Source organism: Sphingomonas chungangi, assembly GCF_013778325.1.
Classification (GTDB): Bacteria; Pseudomonadota; Alphaproteobacteria; order Sphingomonadales; family Sphingomonadaceae; genus Solisphingomonas; species Solisphingomonas chungangi.
The window spans coordinates 310,326-335,411 of sequence record NZ_JACEIB010000026.1 but is presented as its reverse complement, the minus strand read 5'-3'; the positions used below and the strand labels follow the sequence as shown (position 1 = coordinate 335,411).

Sequence of the window (25,086 nt, the reverse complement as noted above, 5' to 3'; positions counted from 1 at the left end):
CCGCCTTACACCCGGCTTGGGCGCGCACAAGCGCCCTTTGCTTGACCCACGCGTACCGACACGCCAGAGGCGGCACCCATGTCCACAGAGCCCATGAGCTTCCAGCGGCTGATCCTGACTCTCCATGACTATTGGAGCGACCGGGGCTGCCTGATCCTCCAGCCCTATGACATGGAGATGGGGGCGGGCACCTTCCACCCCGCGACCACGCTGCGCGCGCTCGGGCCGACGCCGTGGAAGGCCGCCTACGTCCAGCCCTCGCGCCGCCCGACCGACGGCCGCTACGGCGAGAATCCGAACCGCCTCCAGCATTATTACCAGTATCAGGTGGTGCTGAAGCCCTCGCCGCCGAACCTGCAGGAGCTGTATCTCGGCTCGCTGAAGGCGATCGGCATCGATTTCACGAAGCACGACATCCGCTTCGTCGAGGACGATTGGGAAAGCCCGACGCTCGGCGCGTGGGGGCTGGGCTGGGAGGTCTGGTGCGACGGCATGGAGGTGACCCAGTTCACCTATTTCCAGCAGGTCGGCGGCTATGACTGCAAGCCGGTGCTGGGCGAGCTGACCTACGGGCTGGAGCGCCTCGCCATGTATATTCAGGGCGTGGACCGGGTGTACGATCTGCGCTTCAACGACGAGGGCGTGACCTACGGCGACGTCTTCCTGGAAAACGAGCGCGAGCAGAGCGCCTACAATTTCGAGGTCGCGAACACTGAAGCGCTGTTCGACACCTTCCGCAAGGCGACTGCCGAATGCCAGGTGTGCCTCGACAGGAAGTTGCCGCTGCCAGCCTACGAGCAGGCGATCAAGGCGAGCCACACCTTCAACCTGCTGCAGGCGCGCGGCGTGATCTCGGTCGCCGAGCGCCAAGCCTATATCGGCCGTGTCCGCGATCTGGCGAAGGGCGCTTGCGCGAGCTGGATGGAGAAGAACGCGCCCGAATGGGAAGCGCGCTTTCCGGGATGGGCGGCATGACCGATTTCCTGCTCGAACTGCTCTCCGAGGAAATCCCGGCGCGGATGCAGGAGAAGGCGTCGGCCGATCTCGCGCGTCTGTTCGAGGCGGAGCTGGCGAAGAGCGGCCTCAAGGCGGACGCCATCGAGAGCTTCGTCACGCCGCGCCGCCTCGCGCTGATCGCTAGGGGCCTGCCCGCCGCCACCGAGGCCGTCTCGGAGGAGCTGAAAGGCCCGCGCGCCGATGCGCCGGAGCAGGCGCTCGCCGGCTTCCTCGGCAAGACCGGGCTGACCCGCGACCAACTGGTCGAGCGCGAGGATGCCAAGGGCAACAAGGTGCTGTTCGCGGTCATCGAGAAGCCCGGCCGTCCGACCGCCGAGGTGCTGGCCGAGGCGATCCCCGCGATCGTGCGCGCCTTCCCCTGGCCCAAGTCGATGCGCTGGGGCGAGGCCTCGCTCTCCACCGAGAGCCTGCGCTGGGTGCGCCCGCTGCAGGGCATCGTCGCCCTGTTCGGCGAGGACGTGGTGCCGTTCGCAATCGCCGGCGTCGCCTCGGGCGCGACCACGGTCGGCCATCGCTTCCACCATCCGGACGTCGTGACGATCGGTTCGGCGGCGGACTATGCGTGCAAGCTGCGCGCCTGCCACGTCATCGTCGACAGCGAGGAGCGCCGCCGCATCGTCCGCGAGGGCGCCGAGGCTGCCGCTGCCGCCGAGGGCCTCGCGCTAGTGCCCGACGAGGGGCTGGTCGCCGAGAATGCGGGCCTCACCGAATGGCCGGTGCCGCTGCTCGGCCATTTCGATCCGGCGTTCCTCGAGGTGCCGCGCGAGGTGATCCAGCTCACCATGCGGACCAATCAGAAATATTTTGCTTGCACCGATGGCGCGGGCGCACTGGCTCCGGCCTTCGTCTGCACCGGCAACATCGTCGCGACGGACGGCGGCGTGAAGATCGTCGAGGGCAACGCCAAGGTGCTCGCCGCGCGGCTGTCCGATGCGCGCTTCTTCTGGGAGCAGGACCTCAAGGTTCCGCTCGAGAGCCAAGCGAAGAAGCTCGACCAGATCGTCTTCCACGAAAAGCTCGGCACCGTCGCCGACAAGGTGGAGCGCGTCGCGAAGCTGGCGCGCTGGCTGGTGGAGGAGGGGATCGTCAAGGGCGCCAGCACCGACGAGGCCGAGCAAGCCGCGCGGCTCGCCAAGGCGGACCTCGTCACCGGCATGGTCGGCGAGTTCCCCGAGCTGCAGGGCGTGATGGGCGGCTATTATGCGCGGGCCGAGGGCCTGCGCGATGCCGTCGCCGACGCCATCCGCGATCACTACAAGCCGGTCGGCCAGGGCGACGACGTCCCCACCGCACCGGTGACGGTTGCGGTGAGCTTGGCGGACAAGCTGGATACTTTGATCGCATTTTTTTACGCCGACATGCCGCCGACGGGATCGAAGGATCCGTTCGCACTTCGCCGCGCTGCCCTTGGCGTTCTTGAACTTGTCACCCGCAACGATCTGCGATTGGATCTATCGGAGTGGATCAGTCGGGGTTTGCGGGGGCTAACGGACCTGCGTTGCTCACCAGAAATGCCGGACGATCAATTCGACGCACATAATAAGGCGATGAAAGCGACTTTCGCCTCGCTACCAGCCTTCTTCGCCGACCGCCTCAAGGTGCAGCAGCGCGAGGCGGGTGTCCGCCACGACCTGATCGACGCGGTGTTCGCGCTCGGCGGGGAGGACGATCTCGTCCGACTGCTCGCCCGGGTGAAGGCGCTGCAGGCGTTCGTCGAGACGGAGGAGGGGGCCAATCTCCTCGCCGGCTATCGCCGCGCCGCCAACATCCTGCGCGCCGAGGCGAAGAAGGGCACCGAGGCGCAGCCCTTCGCCGGTTTCGCCTATACCCCCGATGCTGCGGAAGCGAAGCTGGCCGAGGTGCTCGACGCGCAATTGCCGATCGCGGAAGCCGCAATCGAGACGGAAGATTTCGCGGGTGCGATGACGGCGTTGTCAGTCATTCGCCCGGCGATCGATCGCTTCTTCGATGACGTCATCGTCAATTCGGAAGAACAGGCGAAGCGCACCACTCGGCTTGCTCTACTTGAAAAATTGCGTGCTGCAATGCACAAGATCGCCGATTTCTCGAAGATAGAGGGATAAGATTCGTGGCCACTATCCTCTCCGCGCAGAACGATTCCAAGACGGGGGCGGAGCGCTACGTCTATCGCTTCGGCGGCGGCGTGTCGGACGGCGGCGCGGGCGATCGCAATCTGCTCGGCGGCAAGGGCGCCAATCTCGCCGAGATGGCCTCGATCGGCCTGCCGGTGCCGCCGGGCTTCACCATCTCCACCGAGATGTGCACCCGCTATTATGAGGACGGCGCCGTCTTCCCCGACAGCCTGAAGGCCGAGGTGGCGGACGGCATCGCCCATATCGAGGGCATCACCGCCAAGGTCTTCGGCGATGCGGCCAATCCGCTGCTCGTCTCGGTCCGCTCGGGCGCGCGAGCCTCGATGCCGGGCATGATGGACACGGTGCTGAACCTCGGCCTCAACGACCAGACGGTCGAGGGGCTGGCCGAAGGGTCGGGCGACGCGCGTTTCGCGTGGGACAGCTATCGCCGCTTCATCCAGATGTATTCGGACGTGGTGCTGGAACTCGATCACGGTAGCTTCGAGGAAGCGCTGGAGATCGCCAAGGAGGATCACGGCTACTCGCTCGACACCGAGCTGTCGGCGGACGACCTGAAGGCGCTGGTGACGACCTACAAGGGCCTCGTCGAGCAGCAATGGGGCAAGCCCTTCCCGCAGGACGTACACGAGCAATTGTGGGGCGCGGTGGGCGCGGTGTTCGGCTCCTGGCAGTCCGAGCGCGCCAAGGTCTATCGCCGGCTGAACGATATCCCGGCGAGCTGGGGCACCGCCGTCAACGTGCAGGCGATGGTGTTCGGCAACATGGGCGACACCTCGGCGACGGGCGTGGCCTTCACCCGCGATCCCTCGAAGGGTGACCGCGCCTATTATGGCGAGTTCCTGATCAACGCGCAGGGCGAGGACGTGGTGGCGGGCATCCGCACGCCGCAATATCTGACGAAGGCCGCGCGCGAGGAGGCGGGCGCCAAGGCCGCCTCGATGGAAGAGGCGATGCCCGAGGTCTATGCGCAGCTCGCCAAGGTGTTCGACCTGCTGGAGACGCATTATCGCGACATGCAGGACATCGAGTTCACCGTGCAGGAGGGCAAGCTCTGGATGCTCCAGACGCGCTCCGGCAAGCGTACGGCGAAGGCCGCGCTCAAGATCGCGGTGGACATGGCCAATGAAGGGCTGATCGACCAGACGGAGGCGATCCTGCGGGTCGATCCGCTGGCGCTCGACCAGTTGCTCCACCCGACGCTCGATCCCGACGCGCCGCGCGACGTGATCGCCAAGGGGCTGCCGGCATCGCCGGGCGCGGCCAGCGGCATCGTCGTGTTCGACGCGGAGACCGCCGAGCAGCGCGCCGAGCGTGGCGACAGCGTGATCCTGGTGCGCATCGAGACTTCGCCCGAGGACATCCACGGCATGCACGCGGCGCGCGGCATCCTGACGGCGCGTGGCGGCATGACCAGCCACGCCGCCGTGGTGGCGCGCGGCATGGGCCGCCCCTGCGTCTCCGGCGCGGGCACGCTCGCGATCGACGCCAAGGGCAAGACGCTGCGGGTTTCGGGACGCGAGTTCAAGGAAGGCGACGTCATTACCATCGACGGCTCCACCGGCGAGGTGATGGCCGGCGAGGTGGCGACGGTGCAGCCCGAACTGGCCGGCGATTTCGGCACGCTGATGGTGTGGGCCGACGAAGGCCGCCGCCTGAAGGTGCGCGCCAATGCCGAGACCCCGCTCGACTGCAAGACGGCGCGTGACTTCGGCGCCGAGGGCGTGGGCCTCTGCCGCACCGAGCATATGTTCTTCGAGGCGGGGCGGATCACGGCGGTGCGCCAGATGATCCTCGCCGAGAAGGAAGCCGGCCGCCGCGCCGCGCTCGACAAGCTGCTGCCCGAGCAGCGCGCCGACTTTGCCGCGATCTTCGAGATCATGGCCGGGCTTCCTGTCACCATCCGCCTGCTCGATCCGCCGCTGCACGAGTTCCTGCCGCACGAGGAGGCCGAATTCCAGGAGGTCGCCAACGCGACGGGGCTGACGGTGGAGGCGCTCAGGCAACGCGCCTCCGAGCTGCACGAGTTCAACCCGATGCTCGGCCATCGCGGCTGCCGTCTTGGCGTCACCTATCCCGAAATCTACGAGATGCAGGCGCGCGCAATCTTCGAGGCGGCCGTGGAGGTCGCGGAGAAGACCGGCGAGGCGCCGATCCCCGAGGTCATGATCCCGCTCGTCGCCACCCGGCGCGAGCTGGAGCTGATGAAGGCCGTCGTCGATGCCGCCGCCAAGGCGGTGTTCGAGGAGAAGGGCCGCACGCTGGATTATCTCGTCGGCACGATGATCGAGTTGCCGCGCGCGGCGCTGAAGGCGGGTGAGATCGCCGAGGTGGGCGAGTTCTTCTCGTTCGGCACCAACGACCTGACGCAGACCACACTCGGCGTCTCGCGCGACGATGCGGCGCGGTTCCTGGGCGTCTATGTCGAGAAGGGCATCTACGCGAAGGATCCGTTCGTCAGCCTCGATGTCGAGGGCGTCGGCGAACTGATCGAGATCGCCGCCGAGCGCGGCCGCAGGACCCGCCCGAACATCAAGCTCGGCATCTGCGGCGAGCATGGCGGCGACCCGGCCTCGATCGCCTTCTGCGAGCAGACCGGCCTCGATTACGTCTCCGCCTCGCCCTATCGCGTGCCGATCGCCAGGCTGGCAGCGGCACAGGCGGCGCTGAGGGCGAAGAAGTGATGCGTGTCGTATTGGGTCTCGTTGCGGGCGGGTTGCTGATCGCGGCGGCGCCCGCGCCGAAGGTTCAATTGGCACCCGCCGACGACAAGCCGGCCCAGCCGGTGGGTGCTGCGGCGCGCCAGAAGAATGGGCCGGAGCCGCTGGCGGTGCCACCTGCCGACGCCGGTTCGGCCGAAGATCCGGCGCCGGCGCCCGGCACGCCGGCCCAGCTTCCGTTGCCTCCGGAGCCAAAACCGCACGGCTGATCGCATCGCGCGATCGATATCGGTGAACGGAAATCCCGCGGTTGCGTGAAGGGGTGTCGGAACCCTATTTGAGCGTTTGATTCCGACACGAAGGCTTGCCATGACCGCCACGCACTCCACCCGCATGCTCATCCTCGGCTCCGGCCCCGCCGGCCTGTCCGCCGCCATTTATGGCGCGCGCGCGGGCATGGCGCCGATCGTCGTGCAGGGCATCCAGCCGGGCGGGCAGCTCACCACCACCACCGACGTCGAAAATTATCCCGGCTTCCGCGAGGTCATCCAAGGTCCCTGGCTGATGGAGGAGATGCAGGCGCAGGCCGAGCATGTCGGCGCGCAGATGATGTGGGACACGATCGTCGAGGTCGATCTCTCGCAGCGCCCGTTCCGCCTCGTCGGCGACGGCGGCCATGTCTATCTCGGCGATACACTGGTGATCGCGACCGGCGCGCAGGCCAAGTGGCTGGGCCTCGACAGCGAGCAGAAGCTGCGCGGGCAGGGCGTCTCCGCCTGCGCAACCTGCGACGGCTTCTTCTTCCGCGGCAAGAAGGTGGCGGTGATCGGCGGCGGCAACACCGCGGTGGAGGAGGCGCTCTACCTCACCAACCACAGCCATGACGTCACGCTGATTCACCGCCGCGATACGCTGCGCGCCGAGAAGATCCTGCAGGAGCGGCTGTTCAAGCATCACGGCGTCAAGGTGCTGTGGAACACCGAGGTGGAGGAGTTCGTCGGCGGCGAGGGCAATGAAGGCCTCGTCGCGCTCAACCTCAAGGACACGCGGACGGGCGAGAGCAGCCGGCTCGACGTGCATGGCGGCTTCGTCGCGATCGGCCACCACCCGGCGACCGAGCTGTTCCAAGGCCATCTGGAGCTCGACGCCGATCATTATATCGAGGTGGAGCCGGGCACGACGCGCACCTCGGTGCCAGGCGTTTTCGCCTGCGGCGACGTGATGGACAAGATCTACCGCCAGGCGATCACGGCGGCCGGCACCGGCTGCATGGCCGCGCTCGATGCCGAGCGCTATCTCGCCGAGGCGGACTTCGAGGCCGAGGAAGCGGTCGCCGCCGAGTAATCGAGCAACGCTTTCGCCAGCGCCTCTGAAGCGGGCGGATCGGCGAAGCTGTGGCTGGCGGTTGGGATCGAGACGATTTCCATCGGCGGTCGCTCGTTCTTGAGGCTCTTCCAAGCGGCGGAGAATGCCTGCGCCGTGCCATCACCATCGGCGAGCACGATACGACTGTTTCCCGGCGCTCGTTCGGCGAATCGACGGGCGAGGCTGTCGTTCATCGGGCCGCCCGAACGTAGGATGCCTCGCGCCAGCCGTCGCAGGTTCACGCCGCCGCCGAACAGACGCCGCCACGCGCGTAGGTCGAGCAGACGCCGGGCATAATGACCCCGGATCGCTGCAGCTGGCGGCAGATCGTCCATGGGTTCCACCACCCAGGGATTGGCCAGTACCGCGCCCGATAGCTTCGGAGCGACGAGTGCGATGGCTGATGCACCGTCGCAGAGTCCAAAGCCAAATATATCAGATATATTGGGAAAATGGATATTAAGTGCATGCAGAGCTGATTCGATATCGGGGCCGCTCCCCGAATATCCGGCATCGTTTCCACTGCTGTCACCGACGCCGCGTCGATCGAAGCGGATGACGGCCTGTCCGGTCTCGGCAAGCCGAATGGCCAGGCGTTCGTAAAGGCGGTGTGGGCCCACGCGGGTCTGGCTGCCACCGATGACGAAGACCCATCCGATCGTGGCATCCGCCGGCCCATCGAGCGTCGCGAGTAGCGTTTCTTCTTCGCACGGGATGCCGATAATCAATCTCATGGCCTTGCCCATGAAAGGATTTCGCTGATCAGCGCTTGCTCGGTCGGGATGTCGATCGCTGGTTCCGGCCTGCGCCAGAGTGGCTGGCCATCGATACGACGATCGGCCGGGCGATCGTCCGTGGAAAGGCGGATCGTCAGAATGTCGCCCTCCGGTGCGGGTTCGGCGCCGGCCAGCGCTTCGACGAGCGAAGCCGAGAGCGTATAGCCGGCCGGATGCGCCGGATCGCTGCCACTGGCGAGCGCGCTGCGTCGCAGGTCGCTCAGCAGCGAGCGGCCGCTGGTCGGAGACAGCCGAAGCGATCGCCAAAACAGCGGACGATCGAGCAGGGCGCCGCCCCGTATCGCCAAGATTCCGGGCTCTGATCCCGTTTCCTCTCGCACGACGGAGCCCGCGGCACCTACGGCATCAAACCAGTCTTTCCATACGATTGTGTCCAGTGCCCGCAGGCTTTCGCCGGTGCCAGGCAGATCGGGCATCCAGACGCCGACTCCGCGCTCGGCAAGTGCGCGGCAGGCACTGGCAAGCATTGCCCTACAGCGATTCAATTCTTCGAAGAGTGGCTGAATAACAAGGATTTGCGGGCCGTTTCGTGGGCCATAAGCGAGCATGAACTCGCCCTCCGCATAGGTGTGAACGCGCGGCCCGCGTCCGTTCATTCGCCACGCTTGCCCTTCACGAAGGCGGAGAGACTGCCGAACGTCTCCAGCATTTCGCCGCCCACTTCGTCATCCTCGATCAGGATGTGGAGTCGATCCTCGATCTCCGTCAAAAGCCCTGCCACCGCCATCGAATCGAGTTCGGGCATCGCACCGAACAATGGCGTTCCGGCATCGATGGTGGCAGCGCGGTCGGCGCTCAGCCCCAGCACGTCGCGCAGGATGGCGCGCAATTGGTCGTCGATCGTCATCGCCTGCTCGACTAGCGGCCTCGAAGACGACGGACAAGCCGCGCCGCGCGCTCACGTCCGATCCCGGCGAGACCACGCAGGCTGTCGGGGCGATACGCATCGATGCGATAGATCGGGTTGGCCGTATCCATCCACTCCGCCTTGTAGGACTCGTTGCCGAGGCCGAAATCGATGTGCTCGACATGATCCTCGTCGATCGCTGCGCGGAACATGGCGTGGCTCAGGATCGTGCCGGGCGAGATATGCTTGGCGCCTTCGCGGTGCGCGAGCTTGTGGATCGTGGCGATGCCGTTCTCGACCAGCCAGAGCTGGGCGGCGATGGCCCGGCCCTGATCGTCGCTTGCGATGCCGAGCCGCAGCGTGCCCGCCGCGCCCTCCTGCTCGGCCAACGCGCGCAGGAAGGGCATCGAGCCTTCGTCGGGTTTCCAGCTGTCGGCGTAGATCGCCTCGTAATCCAGCCACGCAGCCTCGTCGAACACGCGATGGATGCGGATGCCGAGCGGGTAGCGTCGCATGCGACGGGCCGCTGTGCTGCGCAGCTGGCCGGGGCGTTCCCGCCAATAGTCGGCGAAGCTTTTCCCGGCGACGTCGATCGTCCAGTTGGTCGAGACACGATCGCAGAACGTCTGCCAGCCTGATCGCCCCAAAGCGGATTCGAGCCGAGTAGTCTCCCGCGCGTCGAGCGGCTGAAGCACGAGATGGTCGTGACGTTTGGCGGCGAAGCGCAGGAGGATATCGAGATAGCCTTCATCGACCACAGGCCGCCAGGAAAGCCCGTACCATTTCGACAAAGCCAAACCTCGCCGCGAGCCATCGTCGACCAGAAACAGCCAACTGGCCGACGCCCCGTCGGATAGGTGAAGTACGCTGGGAGGATCGCCCGGATAGAGATGCTCGCCCATCAGGCGATACCAGTCGAGCCGGTCGAACAAGCGTGGCTGGCGAGCACGATCGAGCGTATCGCCGGCTGCCGCCGCGATGCGATCCCAATCATTCAGCCATTCCACCGAGGCGGTCATCGCGTTATCCCCACGCGCAATCTGTGGCGCGTCGGGGTGGGAATTTGCAAGTCGCGAACGAATGGGACGGGCTGGAACCCCTGCCGCAGCGGCTGGACCGGCTCGCGCTGTGCGGCCGGCCGGGCGACGTCGCGCTGGTCGATCGCGATGGCGAACTGGATTTTGACGGGCTTGATCGCGCGGTGGGCGCATTGGCTGCGCACCTCGCCGATCGCGCCGTCCCGGGCGATCGCATAGCGAGCTGGCTCCCCAAGACCCGCACCGCCTGCCTGCTGGCGCTGGCCTGCGCGCGGGCGGGGCTGGTGCACGTGCCCGTCAATCCGCTCCTCAAGCGCGCGCAGGTCGCGCATATTCTCGCCAACAGTGACGCGCGATTGCTGATCACGCAGCCGGCGCGAGAAAAGCTGCTGGAAGACAGTGATTTGCCGGTCGGCTGCAGGATATTGTCCGAAGATTGCCTGCTCGATCATCCCGTGCCGCTGCCGCCGTCGAGCGGCGACACCGATGTGCTGGCGGCTCTGCTCTACACCTCCGGATCGACCGGCCGCCCCAAGGGCGTGATGCTCAGTCACGCCAACCTCTGGCTCGGCGCGATCGCGGTCGCGCACTATCTCCGTGTCGAGCCGGGCGATCGGACACTGGCCGTCCTGCCGCTCAGCTTCGACGCAGGTCTCAACCAGCTGCTTTCCACCTGGGCGGCGGGCGCCCGTGCCGTGCCGCTCGACTATCTGGTGGCCAACGATGTCGTTCGTGCGGTGGAAAGGCACGGCATCACCACGCTCGCGGGGGTGCCGCCGCTGTGGATCCAGCTCGCCGAGGCGCAATGGCCGCCGGAGGTCGCTGCCCGGCTGCGCATCCTGTCGGCGACGGGCGGACGGATGCCGGTGCCGCTCGTGCGGCGCTTGCGCGAACTGTTTCCGCGGGCCAGCCTGACACTGATGTATGGTCTCACCGAAGCCTTTCGCTCGACCCGACTCGACCCCGCGCTAGTCGATGCCCATCCCGAATCGATTGGGCGGGCCATTCCTTTCGCCGAGGTGATGGTGGTGCGGCCGGATGGACGCATCGCCGCCGACGGCGAACCGGGTGAACTGGTCCATGCCGGCTCGCTGGTCGGGCAGGGCTATTGGCGCGATCCCGAGCGGACCGCGCTACGCTATCGGCCCGCGCCCGCCGGATCGATGCTCGGCGGCATGGCGGTGTGGTCGGGCGATACGGTGAAGCGGGATGCGGATGGGCTGCTTCGCTTCGTCGGGCGAGACGACGAGATGATTAAGGTCTCGGGCAACCGGGTCAGCCCGACCGAGATCGAGGAGGCCGCTGTCGCCAGCGGTGCCGCGTCGGAAGCCGTTGCGCTGGGCGTGCCCGATGAACGGCTGGGGCAGGCGATCCGGCTGGTCGTGCGCGGTACGGGTGACGAGGCGCGCCTGCTCGCGCATTTCAAGGCCGAATTGCCGACCTTTCAGCAGCCGCGCGAGGTGATCTGGGTGGACGATCTACCGCGCAACCCCAACGGCAAGCTGGACCGTGTCGCCATCGCGAAGATGCATGGCGCATGAAGCCGCTCGGCCCGATCCCGTCCGGCTACGGGGCCAATACGGAAGGCCGGCTGCTGATCGGAGGCCATGACGTCACCGCGCTCATCGAGGCGGCGGGGGATACGCCTCTGTTCGTCTATGATCTCGGGATGGTCGCTCGTCGGGTCGAGCGGCTGCGCGCGGCGATGCCGGCCGGCCTGGAAATCCACTATGCGGTCAAGGCGAACCCGTTCGCGCCGCTGGTGTCGGCGATGGCGGGGATCGTCGATGGTTTCGATGTCGCGTCCGACGGCGAGCTCCGGCGCGCGATCGAGGCCGGCATGGCGGCGGCGCATGTCAGCTTTGCGGGACCCGGCAAGAAGGCGCGCGAGTTGGAAGCCGCAATCCGAGCCGGCGCCACGATCAACCTCGAATCCGAACATGAGGCTGATCGCGCGCTCTCGATCGGCGAGGCGTTGGGGCTGACGCCGCGCCTCGCGGTCCGGATCAATCCCGAGTTCGAATTGCGCGGATCGGGGATGCGGATGGGCGGCGGCGCCAAGCCGTTCGGCGTCGATCAGGAGCGTGTGGCTCCGTTGGTTCGGCGGCTGGCGGAGGCGGGGGCGGACTATCGCGGCCTGCACGTCTTCGCCGGGTCGCAGTCGCTGGACGGCGACGCCATCATCGAGACGCAGGCGAACAGCGTCGCCCTCGCTCGGCAGATCGACGACCGGACCGGCATCCGCGCTCCGCTGGTCAATCTCGGCGGTGGCTTCGGCATTCCGTACTTTGCGGGCGACGTCGCGCTCGATGTCGAGGCAATCGGTGCCGCGCTGGCGGGGAGGATAGATGGGGAGGCCGAACGCTATGCGATCGAACTGGGGCGCTGGCTGGTGGCGGAGGCGGGCGTCTATCTCGCCCGCATCGTCGACCGAAAGGTCAGTCACGGCAAGGTCTTCCTGGTCACCGATGGCGGCCTGCACCACCAGCTCGCCGCCTCGGGCAATTTCGGCACGGTGGTTCGTCGTAACTATCCCGTTGCGGTCGCGACGAAATTCGGCGCGGAGCCGGGGGAGGAAGCCAGCGTCGTCGGATGTCTCTGCACCCCGCTCGATCGCCTCGCCGACGACGCCATGCTGCCTCGCGCAGAGCCAGGCGATATCATCGCCGTGTTCTTGGCTGGTGCCTATGGGGCGACCGCGTCGCCGACCGCCTTCCTCGGCCATCCGGCTCCGTGCGAAATCGCGATTTCCGCCGAAAGCGCTGTTATCCTAACGTAAAAATAACCTCTTACCGCGTAGGCCGAGCATCGGAAGACCCGCGAAAGCGCGTGCCGAAGGCCTCGGCGCACGTCCCTTCGCGGCGAATGAAGGGGATTGAGTCATGCGGTTCGAAGGCGCTTCGAAGACGGTGCTGGCGGCGATGCTGTGCAGCGTCGTGACGGGATGCGCATCGGGGGCCGGCGGTCCGCCGCTGCCGCCCGCCAACTTCGTCTCCACGCAGGAAGAACCGGGCGAGACCTATGTCATCGGCCCGATGGACCAGCTCACCATCTTCGTGTGGCGCAATCCGGAGCTCGGCGGCAAGGTGCAGGTACGCCCCGACGGCCGGATCACGACGCCGCTGATCGCCGACCTGCCTGCCGTGGGCAAGACGCCCGCGCAGCTTTCCGAGGACATCAAGGCGGCGCTCTCCAAGTATGTGCAGGATCCGCTCGTCTCTGTGATGGTCGACAATTTCCAGGGCACCTACTCGCAGCAGGTCCGCATCGTAGGCGCGACCGACAAGCCGGCGAGCCTGCCCTATCGCGCCAACATGACGTTGCTGGACGCGATGATCGCGGTGGGCGGACTGTCCCAATATGCGTCAGGTGACCGTGCCAAATTGGTGCGGTTCGACAAGGCGACAGGTAAGCAGAAGGAGTATCCGCTCCAGATTGCGAAGCTCGTGAAGCATGGCGACGTCCGCGCGAACGTGAAGCTCGAGCCGGGTGACGTCATCATCATCCCCGAGAGCATGTTCTGAGCGGCCGGTAGCGAGGCGTAACAGATCATGCAGGCGATCCTCGACGAGATCCGGGTGGGCATCCACGCCGTCTGGCGCCGCCGCTGGCTGGCGCTGGCGGTGGCGTGGGCGATCGCCCTGGTGGGATGGCTCGCCGTCTCGCTGATCCCGAACACCTATCAGAGCGTGGCGCGCGTCTACATCACGCCGCAGTCGATCCTTCCGCAAGCGGTGGGCATCAGCGCCAACGACCAGCAGCAGGATATCGACAGCTTCCGCCAGACGCTGACCTCGGCCGAGAATCTGACCGGGGTGATCCAGTCGACGCCGGCGCTCGCCAGGCAGGCGCGCACGCCGCGCGATCTTGCCACCCAGGTGTCGCGCCTCGCCGACGCCGTCAGCATCAAGTCGACGCAGGACAATCTGTTCGACGTGAGCGTCGCGCTGTCCGGCGGCGGCTATTCGGACTCGCAGAACGCGCACCTCGCCCAGACGGTGACGCAGAAGCTGCTCGACGCCTTCTACACCAGCTATTCCGCCGGCAATGCCGACGAGGCGCAGCGCTCGCTCAAGTTCCTCGACGCGCAGCTCGCCCAGCGCGGCGCGCAGCTGCAGGATGCCGAGAACAAGCAGCAGGCGTTCGAGGCGAAATATATGGGCATGCTGCCCGGCACCGGGTCGATCGCCGACCGGATGCAGACCGCGCAGGGTCAGCTGCAGGACGTCGAGACACAGCTTGCCTCCGCGCAGGCGGCGCTGGCGGCGGTGAACGGCCAGATGGCTGGCACGCCCGCAACCATCCCCGGCGTGGCCGTTCCCGGCACCGTCGGCGGCCCGCGCCAGCAACTCGCGCAGCTGCAGGGCCAGCTCGCCGCCGATCAGGCGCAGGGCTGGACCGACCAGCATCCCGACGTCATTTCGCTCAAGAAGCAGATCGCCCGCATCTCCGGCGCGGCGGCCGCCGATACCGGTGGCGGTGCGGGCAGCCAGCCCAATCCGGCCTATCTCTCGCTGCGTTCGATGCAGGCGGACAAGCAGGCGACCTACGCCGCGCTTTCCACGCGCCGCGCCCAGCTCCAGTCGGATCTCGCGACCTTCGCCGCCAAGCAGGCCGGGGCGCCCGAGATCACGGCCGAGCAGGCCAAACTGTCGCGCGATCACGACGTGCTCCAGCAGCAGTACGACAAGCTGCTGCAGGACCGCGAGGGCATCAAGTTGCGCGCCGACGCGCAGAATCAGGATGGCAGCGTTCAGTTCCGCGTGATCGCGCCACCGAGCTTCTCCAAGGTGCCGGCCAAGCCGATGCGCCCGCTGCTGCTGACGGGCGTGCTGCTGTTGGCGCTACTGGGCGGCGCGGCGGTGGCCTTCCTGAAGCACAAGATGCAGTCCAGCTACTCTACGCCGACGGCGCTGGCGGCGGCGAGCGGCCTGCCGGTGCTGGGTGCGGTCAGCTTCGTGCACAGCGCGAAGCAGAAGGCCGAGGCGGCGCAGCAGTTCAAATGGTTCGCGGGGGCGGGCGGCGCGCTGGTCGGGGCCTTCGTGCTCCTGCTCGCGGTCGAGTTCGTCCAGCGCGGACTGATGGCGTGACAGGGGACGACGGCATGAGCAAGCACACCCCGATCGCGCCCGATCCCAACGGCGGCGAGCGCCCCAAGGCGCCGCGCGGCCCCTCGCTCGTCGAGCGTGCGGCCAACGTCTATGATTTCGGTTCCAACCTGCGCGGCGCCGGCCAGCCCGAGACGGCGCCCCGGCCGGTCGAGCCGGCGGCGCCTGTCTCTTTCGCGCCAGCGCAATCCTCGTCCTATCAGCCGCAACCGGTGGATTTCGGCCCGGCCGCCGAGCCGCGCTTCGGCACGGTCAAGATCGAGGATCTCCGCGAAGGCGGCTTCATCGTGCCGGGCAGCGGCGCGACTCCGATCGCGGAGGAATTCCGCATCGTGAAGCGCCAGCTTCTGCGCGGCATGGACGACACGCCGAAAGGCCGGACGATCCTGATCTCCTCGGCCCGTCCCGACGAGGGCAAGACCTTCTGCGCCGTCAATCTCGCGCTCAGCCTCGCCGCCGAGAAGGATGTCGAGGTGGTGCTGGTCGACGCCGACGTCGCCAAGCCCGAAATACTTTCGACGCTCGGCCTCGAAGGTGGCCCCGGCCTGATCGACGCGATCGCGGATCCGTCGGTGGACGTCGAGGGCTGCATCATCCGCACCGACATCCAGGGCCTGTCGGTCCTGCCCGCCGGCCGCCAGACCAACGAGGCGACCGAATTGCTCGCCTCGGCCCGCACCACGCAGGTGCTGGAGCGGCTGCGTAGCCGCGATCCGCGCCGGATCATCCTGTTCGATTCCTCGCCGGCGCTGGCCGCCTCGACGGGATCGGTGCTGGCGATGCACGCCGGCCAGTTGCTGTTCGTCGTCCGCGCCGAGAAGACCGGCGAGACTGAGTTGCGTGAAGCGCTCGAGCTGCTTTCGGCCTGCCCGAAGCCGCAGCTCCTCCTCAATGGCGTCGAGTTCGGCGGGTCCAGCCGCCGCTTCGGCCAATATTACGGGATCGACGGATGAAGCGGCTCGCCCTTTCCGCCGCTTTGCTGACGCTGCCGGCGCTCGCCGCGGCACCGGCGGGCGCGCGCACCAGTATCCACCCCTATATCGAGGCCCAGCAGGTCTTCACGGCCGACCTGACCGGCAACGACCAGGACGCGGTGACCTATACGGGCCTTTCCGCCGGCGTCGACGCGACGCTCGACGGCGCGCACGTGCAGGGCCAGATCGACTATCGCTACGATCACTATTTCGCCTGGTCGCACAAATATCAGGACACCGACACGCACCAGGGCCTGGGCGTGATCACCTACAAGCCGACACAGGACCTGAGCTTCGACGCGGCGGGCATCGCGACGCGCGCCAGCGGCGGCTTCGGGCGCCGTTCGCCGGGCTTCGTGTTCGGCGACGACAGCAATACCGAGCAGGTCTATGCCGTGCAGGCCGGGCCGAGCTATGCCACGCGCGTCGGCGACATCGGCGTCAGCGCCGACTATCGCTTCGGCTGGACCAAGACGGGCAGCGGCAGCGATTTCGATCTCGGGCCGGGTCAGCCGGTGCTCCAGAACGATTTCACCACGATCAGCAATTCGGTCTATGCGTCCGCCGGCACCGATCCGGGCGGCTACGGCCTGCCCTTCGGCCTGAAGCTGTCGGGCGGCGCCAACCGCGATCAGGTTCACTTCCTCGACGCGCGGCTGGACAGCTATTTCGGCCGTGCCGACGCGACCCTGCCGGTCTCGACCACGGTCGCGCTGGAAGGCGGCGTGGGCTGGGAGGAGAACAAGGCCTCCTCGCGCCAGATCCTGACGGATGCCGAGGGCAATGCTATCCTCGACGATCATCGGCACCTGCAGGCGGACAAGAGCAAGAAGCGCCAGCTGACCTACGATCAGGACGGCCTGATCTGGGATGTCGGCGTGCTGTGGCGTCCGAGTGCCCGCACCACGCTGGAGGTCCACGGTGGCCGCCGCTACGGCGAAACCGTGGTGTTCGGCAAGTTCGAGCATCAGATCAACGCATCGAGCGCGGTCGAGGTCGTGGCCTATGACGACGTCACCAGTTTCGGCCGCCAGTTGACCAGCGGCATCGGCGCGTTGCCCGACAGCTTCAACAGCTACTCCCCGCCGATCCCGACGACGCTGTCCGGCTGCGTGTTCGGCGCCAACGGGGGCCAGGGCGGCTGCCTGCCGGCGCTCAACTCGGTCAGCTCGGACTTCTATCGGTCGCGCGGCGTGTGGGCCAACTGGTCGTCGAGCCGCGGGCTTTGGACCTATGGCCTCGGCGTCGGCTACGATCACCGCCACTATCTGGCGCCCGTCTATGGCGAGAGTTCGCTCTTCGCCTTCACCGGCGCGAACGACCAGAGCGTGACGATCAACGGCGTCGCGGTGCGCAAGCTCTCCTCGGTATCCAGCGTGTCGTTCAACGGGCTCGGCGCCTGGTACGACAGCGACCAGTTCGGATCGACGCCCTACTGGGTCTATGGTGGCGCGGTGAGCTATTATCGCGACTTCGGGCGGCATCTCTCCGGAACCGCCTCGGTCAGCGCGTCGTCCAGCGCGGGCGACAATCGCGACAACGACGTGATCGGGACGGCGCTCGTCTCCATCCGCTACACGATGTAAGGAAGGGTTCGCATGTACGATCGCTACTATGGCTTCGGCGACCGCCCCTTCCAGCTGACGCCCGACGCGCGCTTCTGGTTCGAGAGCAAGACGCACCGCACCGCCATGGCCTATCTGGGCTACGGGCTGTCGCAGGGCGAGGGCTTCATCGTCATCACCGGCGATGTCGGCGCGGGCAAGACGACGCTGGTCGGCCACCTGATGCGCTCGATCGATCCGCAGCGGCTCCATGCGCTGCGCCTCGTCTCGACGCAGGTGGAGGGCGAGGACATGCTGCGGCTCACCGCCCAGCAGCTCGGCCTCGCCACCGAAGGGCTGGCCAAGGCGCAGCTGCTCGACCGGATCGAGCGGACGCTGCGCCTACACGCCTCCGAAGGCCGCCAGACGCTGCTGATCGTCGACGAGGCGCAGAACCTGCCGCTCTCCGCGCTGGAGGAGCTGCGCATGCTCTCCAATTTCCAGAATGGCGGGCAGTCGCTGCTGCAGATTTTCCTGCTCGGCCAGCCGGAATTCCGCGAGCGGTTCGAGACCTCGCAGCATCTGGAGCAGCTGCGCCAGCGCGTGATCGCGACGCATCACCTGACGCCGATGGAGGCCGAGGAGATCGCGCCCTACATCCAGCATCGCCTGAAGCTGGTCGGCTGGCAGAACAATCCGAGCTTCACCGAGGATGCGTGGGCCGCGCTCTACAGGCATTCCGGCGGCGTTCCGCGCCGGCTCAACGTGCTGGCGGGCCGCGTGCTGCTGCACGGTTCGGTCGAGGGGCTGAGCCGCATCGATGGGGCGACCGTCGATCTGGTCGCGGCCGATCAGGGCGAGGAGCGCGCCGCCGCCGCGGAGGGCGCCCCCCAGCGCCGCCGTGCCGCCGACGCCGCGCCGCCGACCGAGGCCGCGCCCGTCCGCATCGTCACCGCGCAGGACCCGGCGCTGCTCGATCGCATCGCCGAGCTGGAAGAGCGTCTGGACGAGCAGGAGGCGGCGCTGCGCCGCGTGCTCGGCCTGCTGATCGACTGGGTCGAGCGCGAGGAACCTGCTACCCAGCATTACGCCCGCTGAGGAAGGGATGCCCCCGGTGATGCGCAACGCGCTCTCCGTCGATGTCGAGGACTGGTTCCAGGTCGGCGCCTTCGAGAGGGTGATCGACAAGGGTGACTGGCCGCGCCTCGAAAGCCGCGTCCAGCGCAACACCGATGCTGTGCTCGACCTGTTCCAGCGCGCGGGGGTGAAGGCGACCTTCTTCACGCTCGGCTGGGTGGCTGAGCGCGCCCCCGAGCAGATGCGCCGAATCGTTGCCGAGGGGCACGAGATCGCCAGCCACGGCTGGGACCATGACCGCGTCTTCACGATGACCGCCGAGCAGTTCCGCACCGACCTCCGCCGCGCCAAGGCCGCGATTGAGGATGCGGCCGGCGCGCCCGTCACGGGCTATCGCGCGCCGAGCTTCTCGATCGACAAGCGTACGCCGTGGGCGCACGCCGTGCTGGCGGAGGAGGGCTATGCCTATTCCTCGTCGGTCGCGCCGGTGAAGCACGATCATTACGGATGGCCCGAAAGCCCGCGTTTCGTCTGGAAGCCGGTGGAGGGGAGCGAGATGATCGAGCTGCCCGTCACCACAGCCAAGCTGGGCGATCGGACGCTGGCGGCCGGCGGCGGGGGCTTCTTCCGGCTGCTGCCGTACAGGTTCAGCAGCTGGGCGATCCGGCAGGTCAACGGCGAGGCGGGGCGCCCCGCGGTATTCTATTTCCACCCGTGGGAGATCGATCCCGGCCAGCCGCGCGTCGCCGATGCGCCGCTCAAGTCCAAGGTGCGCCATTACAGCCGCCTCTCGGCGATGGAGGGCAAGCTGGAGCGGCTGCTGAAGGACTTCACCTGGGACCGCGTCGACCGCGTCGTCGCGGGCCAGCAGCCATGAACCCGGCCGAGGCGGTGCTTCCCGTCACCATCCGCGACGATGTCGACGAGGCGCTGACCGGCGACTACGTCCGCGCGCATGCGCAGGGCACGCCTTTCCATCTGCCCGCTTGGATCGACGCGATCGAGACCGCGACCGGCCATGCCGCGACCATGCTGGTCGCCGAGCGGGGCGGGGTGGTGGCCGGCGTGCTGCCGCTGACGGCGGTGAAGTCGGTGCTGTTCGGCAAGGCCTTGGTATCGAGCGGTTTCGCGGTCGGCGGCGGCGTGCTTGCCGATGACGGGGTGGCGGAGGCCGCTTTGGTCGAGGCGGCGTGGGATCTGGCGCGCTGGGGCAGGTTTCCGAGCCTCGAGCTGCGCGGCGGCCCGCTGCCCGAGGGCGAGGGCTGGACGCACAAGCTCGAAAGCTATGCAGGCTTTGTCCGGCCGATCGAGCAGGACGACGACGCCCAGCTCAAGGCGGTCCCGCGCAAGCAGCGTGCCGAGGTGCGCAAGGCGCTCGATGCCGGCATGACCGTAAGCGTCGGGCGCGGCCGCGAGGACGCGCGAGCGCACTACGCCGTCTATGCCGAGAGCGTCCGAAACCTCGGCACGCCGGTATTCCCCAAAAAGCTGTTCGCCGCCGTGCTCGATGCGTTCGGCGAAGATGCCGACATCCTGACCGTCCGCCATGAAGGACGACCGGTTGCCTCGGTGCTCAGCCTGTACCACAACGGGACAGCGATGCCGTATTGGGGCGGTGGCACCTTCGAGGCGCGGAAGTTGCGAGCGAACGAGCTGATGTATTTCGCGCTGATGCGTCACGCCCGGACACGCGGCTGCTCGGCATTCGATTTCGGTCGTTCCAAGCCCGAGACGGGGGCTTTCGCCTACAAGAAGAATTGGGGCTTCGATCCGCAGCCGCTCGGTTACGCGATCCGCACCGCCGATGGTGCCGCACCGCGCGAGGTGAACCCGCTCAACCCCAAATATCAGGCGAAGATCAGGGCGTGGCAGAAACTGCCCTTGTGGCTCGCCAACCGGCTGGGGCCGCCGATCGCGCGCGGGCTGGGCTGATCGCATGGGCGACCTGCTGTTCCTCGCCCACCGCGTTCCGTACCCTCCAGATCGCGGCGACAAGATCCGCTCCTACAACATCCTGAAACATCTGGCGGAGCGCCACCGTGTTCACCTGGCCGCCTTCGCCGACGATGAGGCGGACGAGCGCGCGGCGGAGGGACTGAAGCCGCTGGTCGCCAAGATGCATATCGAGCGGCGCACCCGATCCCGCGGCACCGCGGCGATGCTGGCGCTAGCAACGCACAAGTCGGTGTCGGTGACGGCCTTCGCGCATCCGGGGATGGCCGGCTTCGTCGATCGCCTGCTGGCCGACGAGCCGATCGAGCATCTCTACGTCTTCTCCAGCCAGATGGCGCAGTATGCGCCTGACGACCGGCCCTTCGTGATGGACTTCGTCGACATGGACTCGGAGAAGTTCGTCGCCTACGGCCGCGCCGCGAAGCCGCCGATGCGCTGGATGTGGCAGCGCGAGGCGCGGCGCCTCTTCCATTTCGAGCGTGAGACCGCGCGCCGTGCCGTCGTCTCGCTGTTTGTCAGCGAGGCCGAGGCGGCGCTGTTCCGCGCACGCACCAAGCTGGGCGAGGAAGCGGTTCAGGTGCTGGAGAACGGCATCGATCTCGACGGCTACCGGCCCGCGCCGCATCCGACGGGACAGGCGCCGCTGATCGTCCTCACCGGCCAGATGGACTATCCGCCCAATATCGAGGCCGCCGCAAGCTTCGCGCGCGAGGCGATGCCGATGATCCGCGCCCGCGCGCCGGAAGCGCGCTTCGCGATCGTCGGCCGCAAGCCGGACGCATCGCTGATGGCACTCGCCGGCCGCCATGGCGTCGAGGTGACGGGCGAGGTGGCCGATGTCCGCCCGTGGCTGGCGCAGGCCGACGTGGTGGTCGCGCCGCTGCGCATCGCGCGGGGCATCCAGAACAAGGTGTTGGAAGCGATGGCGATGGGCCGCCCGGTCGTCGCCAGCCCGCAGGCCTTCGAGGGCATCGATGCCGACCCGGGGCGCGATCTGATCGTCGCGGACGGCCCGCAGGCCGAGGCCGAGGCTGTCGCCGCGCTCCTGTCCGATCGGATCCGTGCCGAGGCGATAGGCACCGCTGCCCGCGCGCGCGTCGAGGCGCGCTATGCGTGGGACGCGCGGCTCGCCCCGCTCGATGCGATGCTGGAGCATATATGAGCGAGGCGGTGCTCCCTTCGGCGCCGGCTCGCCTCGCCTTCGTCGGCTGGCGCGCGCATCTGGCGGCGCTCGGCGCGATCGCGGTGGCGATCCTCGCTATCTTCCGCCGCGATGCCGCCGCGATGGCTTCGACCTGGTGGCATAGTTCCACCTACGAGCATTGCCTGGTCATCGTGCCGATCATCGGCTGGCTGGTCTGGCAGCGCGCGCCGCTCTTGAAGAGGATGGAGCCGCACGCCTGGCCGCTGCCTCTGCTGTGGATCGCCATCGGCGGGCTCGGCTGGCTGGTCGGCGAGGCGGCGGGCGTCTCGCTCGCGCGTCAGCTCGGGCTCGTCATGATGCTGCAGGGCGCGGTGGCTGCGATGCTGGGCCGGGGCGTGACGGCGGGGCTGATCTTCCCGCTCTTCTACGCTTTCTTCCTCGTGCCCGCCGGCGACGGCGTGATCCCGCCGCTCCAGACGATCACCGCCAAGCTCTGCATGGTGTTCCTCGCCGCCGTGCACGTGCCGGCGACGATCGACGGAGTGTTCATCACCACGCCTGCCGGCCTGTTCAAGGTGGCGGAGGCCTGCTCGGGCGCCAAGTTCCTCGTCGCTATGATCGCGCTCGGCGTGCTGGTCGCGAACCTCGGTTTCCGCAGTTGGGGACGGCGCGCCGCCTTCATGGCGGTTTGCATCGTGGTGCCGATACTCGCCAACGGGCTGCGTGCATTCGGGACGATCTGGGTCGCCCAATATCGCGGCGCGCAGGCGGCGGAGGGATTCGATCACGTCGTCTATGGCTGGTTCTTCTTCGGCGCGGTGATCGCGGTTGTGCTGGCGCTCAGCTGGAAATTCTTCGACCGACCCGCCGATGCACCGCCGTTCGACGCAGCGCGCGCCGAACGCGAGGTGGCGAAGCAGCGAGCGGTGTGGCCACTCGCTCCGGCGGTCGTCGCGGTGCTGTTGGTGTCCATGGTGGCGCCGGTCTGGAGCCGCATCGTCGCGACCGAAGGCGCCTCGAACGCTTACGAGATCACCTTGCCGTCACCGCAAGGCTGGACGAAGGTCGAGGCGGGGCGTAGCTGGCGGCCTCGCTTCGATGGAGCCACGCTTCTGATGCAGGGCTATCGCAACGCCGCCGGCCAGCAGGTGGATCTCGCCATCGCCTACCTGCCTGTTCAGGACGAGCAGCACTCGCTGGTCGGCTACGGCCATGGCGCGGTCGATCCGCAGGGGCCATGGTCGTGGACCTCCGATCTGCCGGCGCCAACCAATGGACGCGCCGAGCAGCTTCTCGCCGGCGGCCAGCCGCTGCGGACCGTGGTCAGCTTCTACAACGTCGGCGGCATGATCACCGGCAGCCCGGCGCGAGTGAAGATGGAAACACTCAAGCGCCGTCTCCTCGGGGGGGACCGGCACGCGATGGCGCTGCTTGTCTCGGCCGACGAGGCGGAGGGTGGCCGTGCGGCGGTAGATGCCTTCCTTGCCGGCATCGGCCCTGTCCAGCCCGTCCTCAAGACGATCGCGGGGGCGCACTAGACCCATGTGCGGCATCGCCGGCATCTTCCACCTCGACACGCCCAAGCCGGTCGATCCGGCGCGGGTGAAGCAGATGCTCGATGCGCTCGCGCATCGCGGGCCGGACGGGGAGGGGGTGTGGACCGCACCCGGCGTGGGGCTGGGACAAAACCGCCTCGCCATTATCGATCTCGCCACCGGCCAGCAGCCGATGCACTCGGCCGACGGCAGGCTCACCGTCGTCTTCAACGGCGAGATCTACAATTATCGCGAGCTACGCGTCGACATGGAGACGTGGGGCGCCGAGTTCCGCACCCAGTCCGACACCGAGGTGATCCTGCATGGCTGGCGGCGCTGGGGGCCGGCCTGCCTCGATCACTTCACCGGCATGTTCGCCTTCGCCTTGTTCGACGCCGATCAGCAATGCCTGTTCATGGCGCGCGACCGGCTGGGGGTGAAGCCGCTCTTTTTCACGGAACTGCCCGACGGCGCGGTGTTGTTCGGGTCCGAGCTGAAGGCGCTGCTCGCCCATCCACGCCTGCGCCGTTCGCCGGATCTCTCAGCGGTCGAGGATTTCCTCGGACTCGGCTACGTGCCGGATGACGCCTGCATCGTCGCCGGCGTGAAGAAGCTGCCCGCCGGCCACCACATGACTCTGCGGCGCAACCACCGACTGCCGGAGCCGCAGCGCTGGTGGGATATCGCGTTTCCCGCCGACGCCAGGGGATCGGCGAAGGACCTCGAGCACCAGCTGACCGACTACATGCGGATGGCGGTGCGCTCGCGCATGGTGTCCGACGTGCCGCTGGGCGCCTTCCTGTCGGGCGGGGTGGATTCGTCCAGCGTCGTGGCGCTGATGGCCGAGGCGAGCCGGTCGGCGGTCGAGACCTGCTCGATCGGCTTCGACCAGCCCGACCTTGACGAGACCAGCCACGCCCGCCTCGTCGCCGAGCGTTTCGCCACGCACCATCGAGAGCGGGTCGTCTCGCCCGACGATTTCGGGCTAATCGACACATTGGTCCATCATTTCGACGAGCCTTTCGCCGATGCCTCGGCCTTGCCGATGTACCGCGTCTGCGAGCTGGCGCGCGAGAGGGTGACGGTGGCGCTCTCCGGCGACGGCGCCGACGAGGCGCTCGCCGGATACCGCCGCCACCGCTTCTTCGTCGCCGAGAACCGCGCGCGCGGGATGTTCGGCAACCAGATGAGCGGGCGCGTGTTCGGGGCACTGGGCCGCGCTTACCCCAAGGCCGACTGGGCGCCACGCCCGCTGCGCGCCAAGTCCACCTTCCAGGCGCTCGCCCAATCGCCCGAGGAGGCCTACGCCCGCGCCATCGGCTTCACCGCGCCGGAAATCCGGGCGCGCCTCTTCACGCCCGAGGCGACGCGCGCACTCGGCGGGCACCGGGCCGAGGCGCGGATCGAGGCGGCGATGCGCAACGCCCCCGCCACCGACTGGCTCGGTCGCGCCCAATATGCCGACATGACGGTCTGGATGCCGGGCGACATCCTCACCAAGGTCGACCGGATGAGCATGGCCGTCGGCCTCGAGGCGCGCGAGCCGCTGCTCGATCACAAGCTGCTGGCCTTCGAGGCGAGCCTGCCCCAGCCGATGCGTCTGCGGGGCGGGCAGGGCAAGTGGCTGATGAAGCACGCCATGCGCCGCTACCTGCCGGAGGACATCCTCTACCGCCCCAAGATGGGCTTCGTGACGCCGATCTCGGCTTGGTTCCGTGGACCGCTCGCGGGCGAAGCCGACCGCATCGCGCGCGGCGCGGCGCTGGCGAATACGGGCTGGTTCCGGCCGGAGGAACTGAGCCGCATCGCCAACGAGCACCGCACGGGCCGCGCCGATCACGGCCGGTTGCTGTGGCAACTGCTGATGCTCGACAAGTCGCTGACGCGGCTGTTCGGGGCTTGACGCCTATTGGT

The 25,086-nt window shown here is 67.8% G+C and carries 21 protein-coding genes; 17 read left to right on the top strand and 4 right to left on the bottom strand.

The features are described 5' to 3' along the window. Positions 1 to 78: 78 nt before the first annotated feature. The 5 genes from HZF05_RS17370 (at position 79) to trxB (ending at position 7,135) form a co-directional block, all read left to right on the top strand. A complete protein-coding gene (locus HZF05_RS17370; protein WP_160363043.1) occupies positions 79 to 975 on the top strand; it encodes a glycine--tRNA ligase subunit alpha in 897 nt (298 codons plus the stop codon). After that, the gene (gene glyS, locus HZF05_RS17365; RefSeq protein ID WP_160363042.1) at positions 972 to 3,101 is read left to right on the top strand and encodes a glycine--tRNA ligase subunit beta; all 2,130 of its coding nucleotides are present in this window, start codon (positions 972 to 974) and stop codon (positions 3,099 to 3,101) included. Before HZF05_RS17370 ends, glyS begins: the two co-directional genes overlap by 4 nt. A 5-nt stretch (positions 3,102 to 3,106) precedes the next feature. Then, a complete protein-coding gene (ppdK, locus tag HZF05_RS17360; RefSeq protein WP_343046914.1) occupies positions 3,107 to 5,815 on the top strand; it encodes a pyruvate, phosphate dikinase in 2,709 nt (902 codons plus the stop codon). Continuing rightward, on the top strand, positions 5,815 to 6,060 hold the full coding sequence (locus HZF05_RS17355; protein ID WP_160363041.1) for a hypothetical protein: 246 nt from the start codon (positions 5,815 to 5,817) through the stop codon (positions 6,058 to 6,060). The genes ppdK and HZF05_RS17355 overlap by 1 nt, the downstream gene beginning before the upstream one ends. Before the next feature lie 100 nt (positions 6,061 to 6,160). Next, the gene (gene trxB, locus HZF05_RS17350; protein WP_160363040.1) at positions 6,161 to 7,135 is read left to right on the top strand and encodes a thioredoxin-disulfide reductase; all 975 of its coding nucleotides are present in this window, start codon (positions 6,161 to 6,163) and stop codon (positions 7,133 to 7,135) included. Here the strand turns inward: trxB and HZF05_RS17345 are convergent. From HZF05_RS17345 to HZF05_RS17330, 4 genes are read right to left on the bottom strand one after another with little or no spacing between them, the layout of a single operon-like run. Then, positions 7,084 to 7,902 (bottom strand): hydrolase 1, exosortase A system-associated, encoded by an 819-nt coding sequence (locus tag HZF05_RS17345; protein WP_160363039.1) that lies wholly within the window; start codon positions 7,900 to 7,902, stop codon positions 7,084 to 7,086. The two genes, trxB and HZF05_RS17345, sit on opposite strands and share 52 nt — an antisense overlap. Further along, the gene (locus HZF05_RS17340) at positions 7,887 to 8,549 is read right to left on the bottom strand and encodes an alpha/beta hydrolase family protein (RefSeq protein ID WP_160363038.1); all 663 of its coding nucleotides are present in this window, start codon (positions 8,547 to 8,549) and stop codon (positions 7,887 to 7,889) included. Before HZF05_RS17340 ends, HZF05_RS17345 begins: the two co-directional genes overlap by 16 nt. Then, on the bottom strand, positions 8,546 to 8,800 hold the full coding sequence (locus HZF05_RS17335) for an acyl carrier protein (protein ID WP_160363037.1): 255 nt from the start codon (positions 8,798 to 8,800) through the stop codon (positions 8,546 to 8,548). The genes HZF05_RS17340 and HZF05_RS17335 overlap by 4 nt, the downstream gene beginning before the upstream one ends. A gap of 11 nt (positions 8,801 to 8,811) precedes the next feature. Beyond that, complete coding sequence (locus HZF05_RS17330; protein ID WP_160363036.1) at positions 8,812 to 9,819, bottom strand: GNAT family N-acetyltransferase; 1,008 nt, start codon at positions 9,817 to 9,819, stop codon at positions 8,812 to 8,814. 44 nt (positions 9,820 to 9,863) lie between these two features. Between HZF05_RS17330 and HZF05_RS17325 the strand changes: the two genes are divergently transcribed. From HZF05_RS17325 to HZF05_RS17270, 12 genes are all read left to right on the top strand, one after another. Next, on the top strand, positions 9,864 to 11,378 hold the full coding sequence (locus tag HZF05_RS17325) for an AMP-binding protein (RefSeq protein WP_160363035.1): 1,515 nt from the start codon (positions 9,864 to 9,866) through the stop codon (positions 11,376 to 11,378). Continuing rightward, the gene (locus HZF05_RS17320) at positions 11,375 to 12,616 is read left to right on the top strand and encodes a pyridoxal-dependent decarboxylase, exosortase A system-associated (RefSeq protein WP_160363034.1); all 1,242 of its coding nucleotides are present in this window, start codon (positions 11,375 to 11,377) and stop codon (positions 12,614 to 12,616) included. The genes HZF05_RS17325 and HZF05_RS17320 overlap by 4 nt, the downstream gene beginning before the upstream one ends. 103 nt (positions 12,617 to 12,719) lie before the next feature. Further along, positions 12,720 to 13,361, top strand: coding sequence for an XrtA/PEP-CTERM system exopolysaccharide export protein (locus HZF05_RS17315; protein WP_160363033.1), 642 nt, complete (start codon positions 12,720 to 12,722; stop codon positions 13,359 to 13,361). A 27-nt stretch (positions 13,362 to 13,388) separates the two neighbouring features. Beyond that, on the top strand, positions 13,389 to 14,927 hold the full coding sequence (locus tag HZF05_RS17310) for an XrtA system polysaccharide chain length determinant (protein ID WP_160363032.1): 1,539 nt from the start codon (positions 13,389 to 13,391) through the stop codon (positions 14,925 to 14,927). Positions 14,928 to 14,941: 14 nt separating this feature from the next. Next, the gene (locus HZF05_RS17305; protein ID WP_160363031.1) at positions 14,942 to 15,898 is read left to right on the top strand and encodes an AAA family ATPase; all 957 of its coding nucleotides are present in this window, start codon (positions 14,942 to 14,944) and stop codon (positions 15,896 to 15,898) included. Next, positions 15,895 to 17,505, top strand: a complete 1,611-nt coding sequence (locus tag HZF05_RS17300) for a porin family protein (protein ID WP_160363030.1) — start codon at positions 15,895 to 15,897, stop codon at positions 17,503 to 17,505. Before HZF05_RS17305 ends, HZF05_RS17300 begins: the two co-directional genes overlap by 4 nt. A 12-nt stretch (positions 17,506 to 17,517) precedes the next feature. Next, a complete protein-coding gene (locus HZF05_RS17295) occupies positions 17,518 to 18,561 on the top strand; it encodes an XrtA/PEP-CTERM system-associated ATPase (RefSeq protein ID WP_160363029.1) in 1,044 nt (347 codons plus the stop codon). Positions 18,562 to 18,580: 19 nt separating this feature from the next. Further along, complete coding sequence (locus HZF05_RS17290; protein ID WP_160363028.1) at positions 18,581 to 19,417, top strand: XrtA system polysaccharide deacetylase; 837 nt, start codon at positions 18,581 to 18,583, stop codon at positions 19,415 to 19,417. Then, entirely contained in the window at positions 19,414 to 20,472 is a 1,059-nt protein-coding gene (locus HZF05_RS17285; protein ID WP_160363027.1) for a FemAB family XrtA/PEP-CTERM system-associated protein, read from the top strand. The genes HZF05_RS17290 and HZF05_RS17285 overlap by 4 nt, the downstream gene beginning before the upstream one ends. A gap of 4 nt (positions 20,473 to 20,476) precedes the next feature. Continuing rightward, the gene (locus HZF05_RS17280) at positions 20,477 to 21,655 is read left to right on the top strand and encodes a TIGR03087 family PEP-CTERM/XrtA system glycosyltransferase (protein WP_160363026.1); all 1,179 of its coding nucleotides are present in this window, start codon (positions 20,477 to 20,479) and stop codon (positions 21,653 to 21,655) included. Beyond that, a complete protein-coding gene (gene xrtA / locus HZF05_RS17275; protein WP_160363025.1) occupies positions 21,652 to 23,175 on the top strand; it encodes an exosortase A in 1,524 nt (507 codons plus the stop codon). Before HZF05_RS17280 ends, xrtA begins: the two co-directional genes overlap by 4 nt. Positions 23,176 to 23,179: 4 nt before the next feature. After that, positions 23,180 to 25,075, top strand: coding sequence for an XrtA/PEP-CTERM system amidotransferase (locus tag HZF05_RS17270; protein ID WP_160363024.1), 1,896 nt, complete (start codon positions 23,180 to 23,182; stop codon positions 25,073 to 25,075). The last annotated feature ends 11 nt before the right edge of the window (positions 25,076 to 25,086 follow it).

Bases quoted from the DNA above. Each gene is read 5' to 3' on its own strand.
- HZF05_RS17370 (WP_160363043.1), top strand. From the start codon at position 79: ATGTCCACAGAGCCCATGAGCTTCCAGCGGCTGATCCTGACTCTCCAT.
- glyS (WP_160363042.1), top strand. From the start codon at position 972: ATGACCGATTTCCTGCTCGAACTGCTCTCCGAGGAAATCCCGGCGCGG.
- HZF05_RS17355 (WP_160363041.1), top strand. From the start codon at position 5,815: ATGCGTGTCGTATTGGGTCTCGTTGCGGGCGGGTTGCTGATCGCGGCG.
- trxB (WP_160363040.1), top strand. From the start codon at position 6,161: ATGACCGCCACGCACTCCACCCGCATGCTCATCCTCGGCTCCGGCCCC.
- HZF05_RS17345 (WP_160363039.1), bottom strand. From the start codon at position 7,902: ATGGGCAAGGCCATGAGATTGATTATCGGCATCCCGTGCGAAGAAGAA.
- HZF05_RS17340 (WP_160363038.1), bottom strand. From the start codon at position 8,549: ATGAACGGACGCGGGCCGCGCGTTCACACCTATGCGGAGGGCGAGTTC.
- HZF05_RS17335 (WP_160363037.1), bottom strand. From the start codon at position 8,800: ATGACGATCGACGACCAATTGCGCGCCATCCTGCGCGACGTGCTGGGG.
- HZF05_RS17330 (WP_160363036.1), bottom strand. From the start codon at position 9,819: ATGACCGCCTCGGTGGAATGGCTGAATGATTGGGATCGCATCGCGGCG.
- HZF05_RS17320 (WP_160363034.1), top strand. From the start codon at position 11,375: ATGAAGCCGCTCGGCCCGATCCCGTCCGGCTACGGGGCCAATACGGAA.
- HZF05_RS17315 (WP_160363033.1), top strand. From the start codon at position 12,720: ATGCGGTTCGAAGGCGCTTCGAAGACGGTGCTGGCGGCGATGCTGTGC.
- HZF05_RS17310 (WP_160363032.1), top strand. From the start codon at position 13,389: ATGCAGGCGATCCTCGACGAGATCCGGGTGGGCATCCACGCCGTCTGG.
- HZF05_RS17305 (WP_160363031.1), top strand. From the start codon at position 14,942: ATGAGCAAGCACACCCCGATCGCGCCCGATCCCAACGGCGGCGAGCGC.
- HZF05_RS17300 (WP_160363030.1), top strand. From the start codon at position 15,895: ATGAAGCGGCTCGCCCTTTCCGCCGCTTTGCTGACGCTGCCGGCGCTC.
- HZF05_RS17295 (WP_160363029.1), top strand. From the start codon at position 17,518: ATGTACGATCGCTACTATGGCTTCGGCGACCGCCCCTTCCAGCTGACG.
- HZF05_RS17290 (WP_160363028.1), top strand. From the start codon at position 18,581: ATGCGCAACGCGCTCTCCGTCGATGTCGAGGACTGGTTCCAGGTCGGC.
- HZF05_RS17285 (WP_160363027.1), top strand. From the start codon at position 19,414: ATGAACCCGGCCGAGGCGGTGCTTCCCGTCACCATCCGCGACGATGTC.
- HZF05_RS17280 (WP_160363026.1), top strand. From the start codon at position 20,477: ATGGGCGACCTGCTGTTCCTCGCCCACCGCGTTCCGTACCCTCCAGAT.
- xrtA (WP_160363025.1), top strand. From the start codon at position 21,652: ATGAGCGAGGCGGTGCTCCCTTCGGCGCCGGCTCGCCTCGCCTTCGTC.
- HZF05_RS17270 (WP_160363024.1), top strand. From the start codon at position 23,180: ATGTGCGGCATCGCCGGCATCTTCCACCTCGACACGCCCAAGCCGGTC.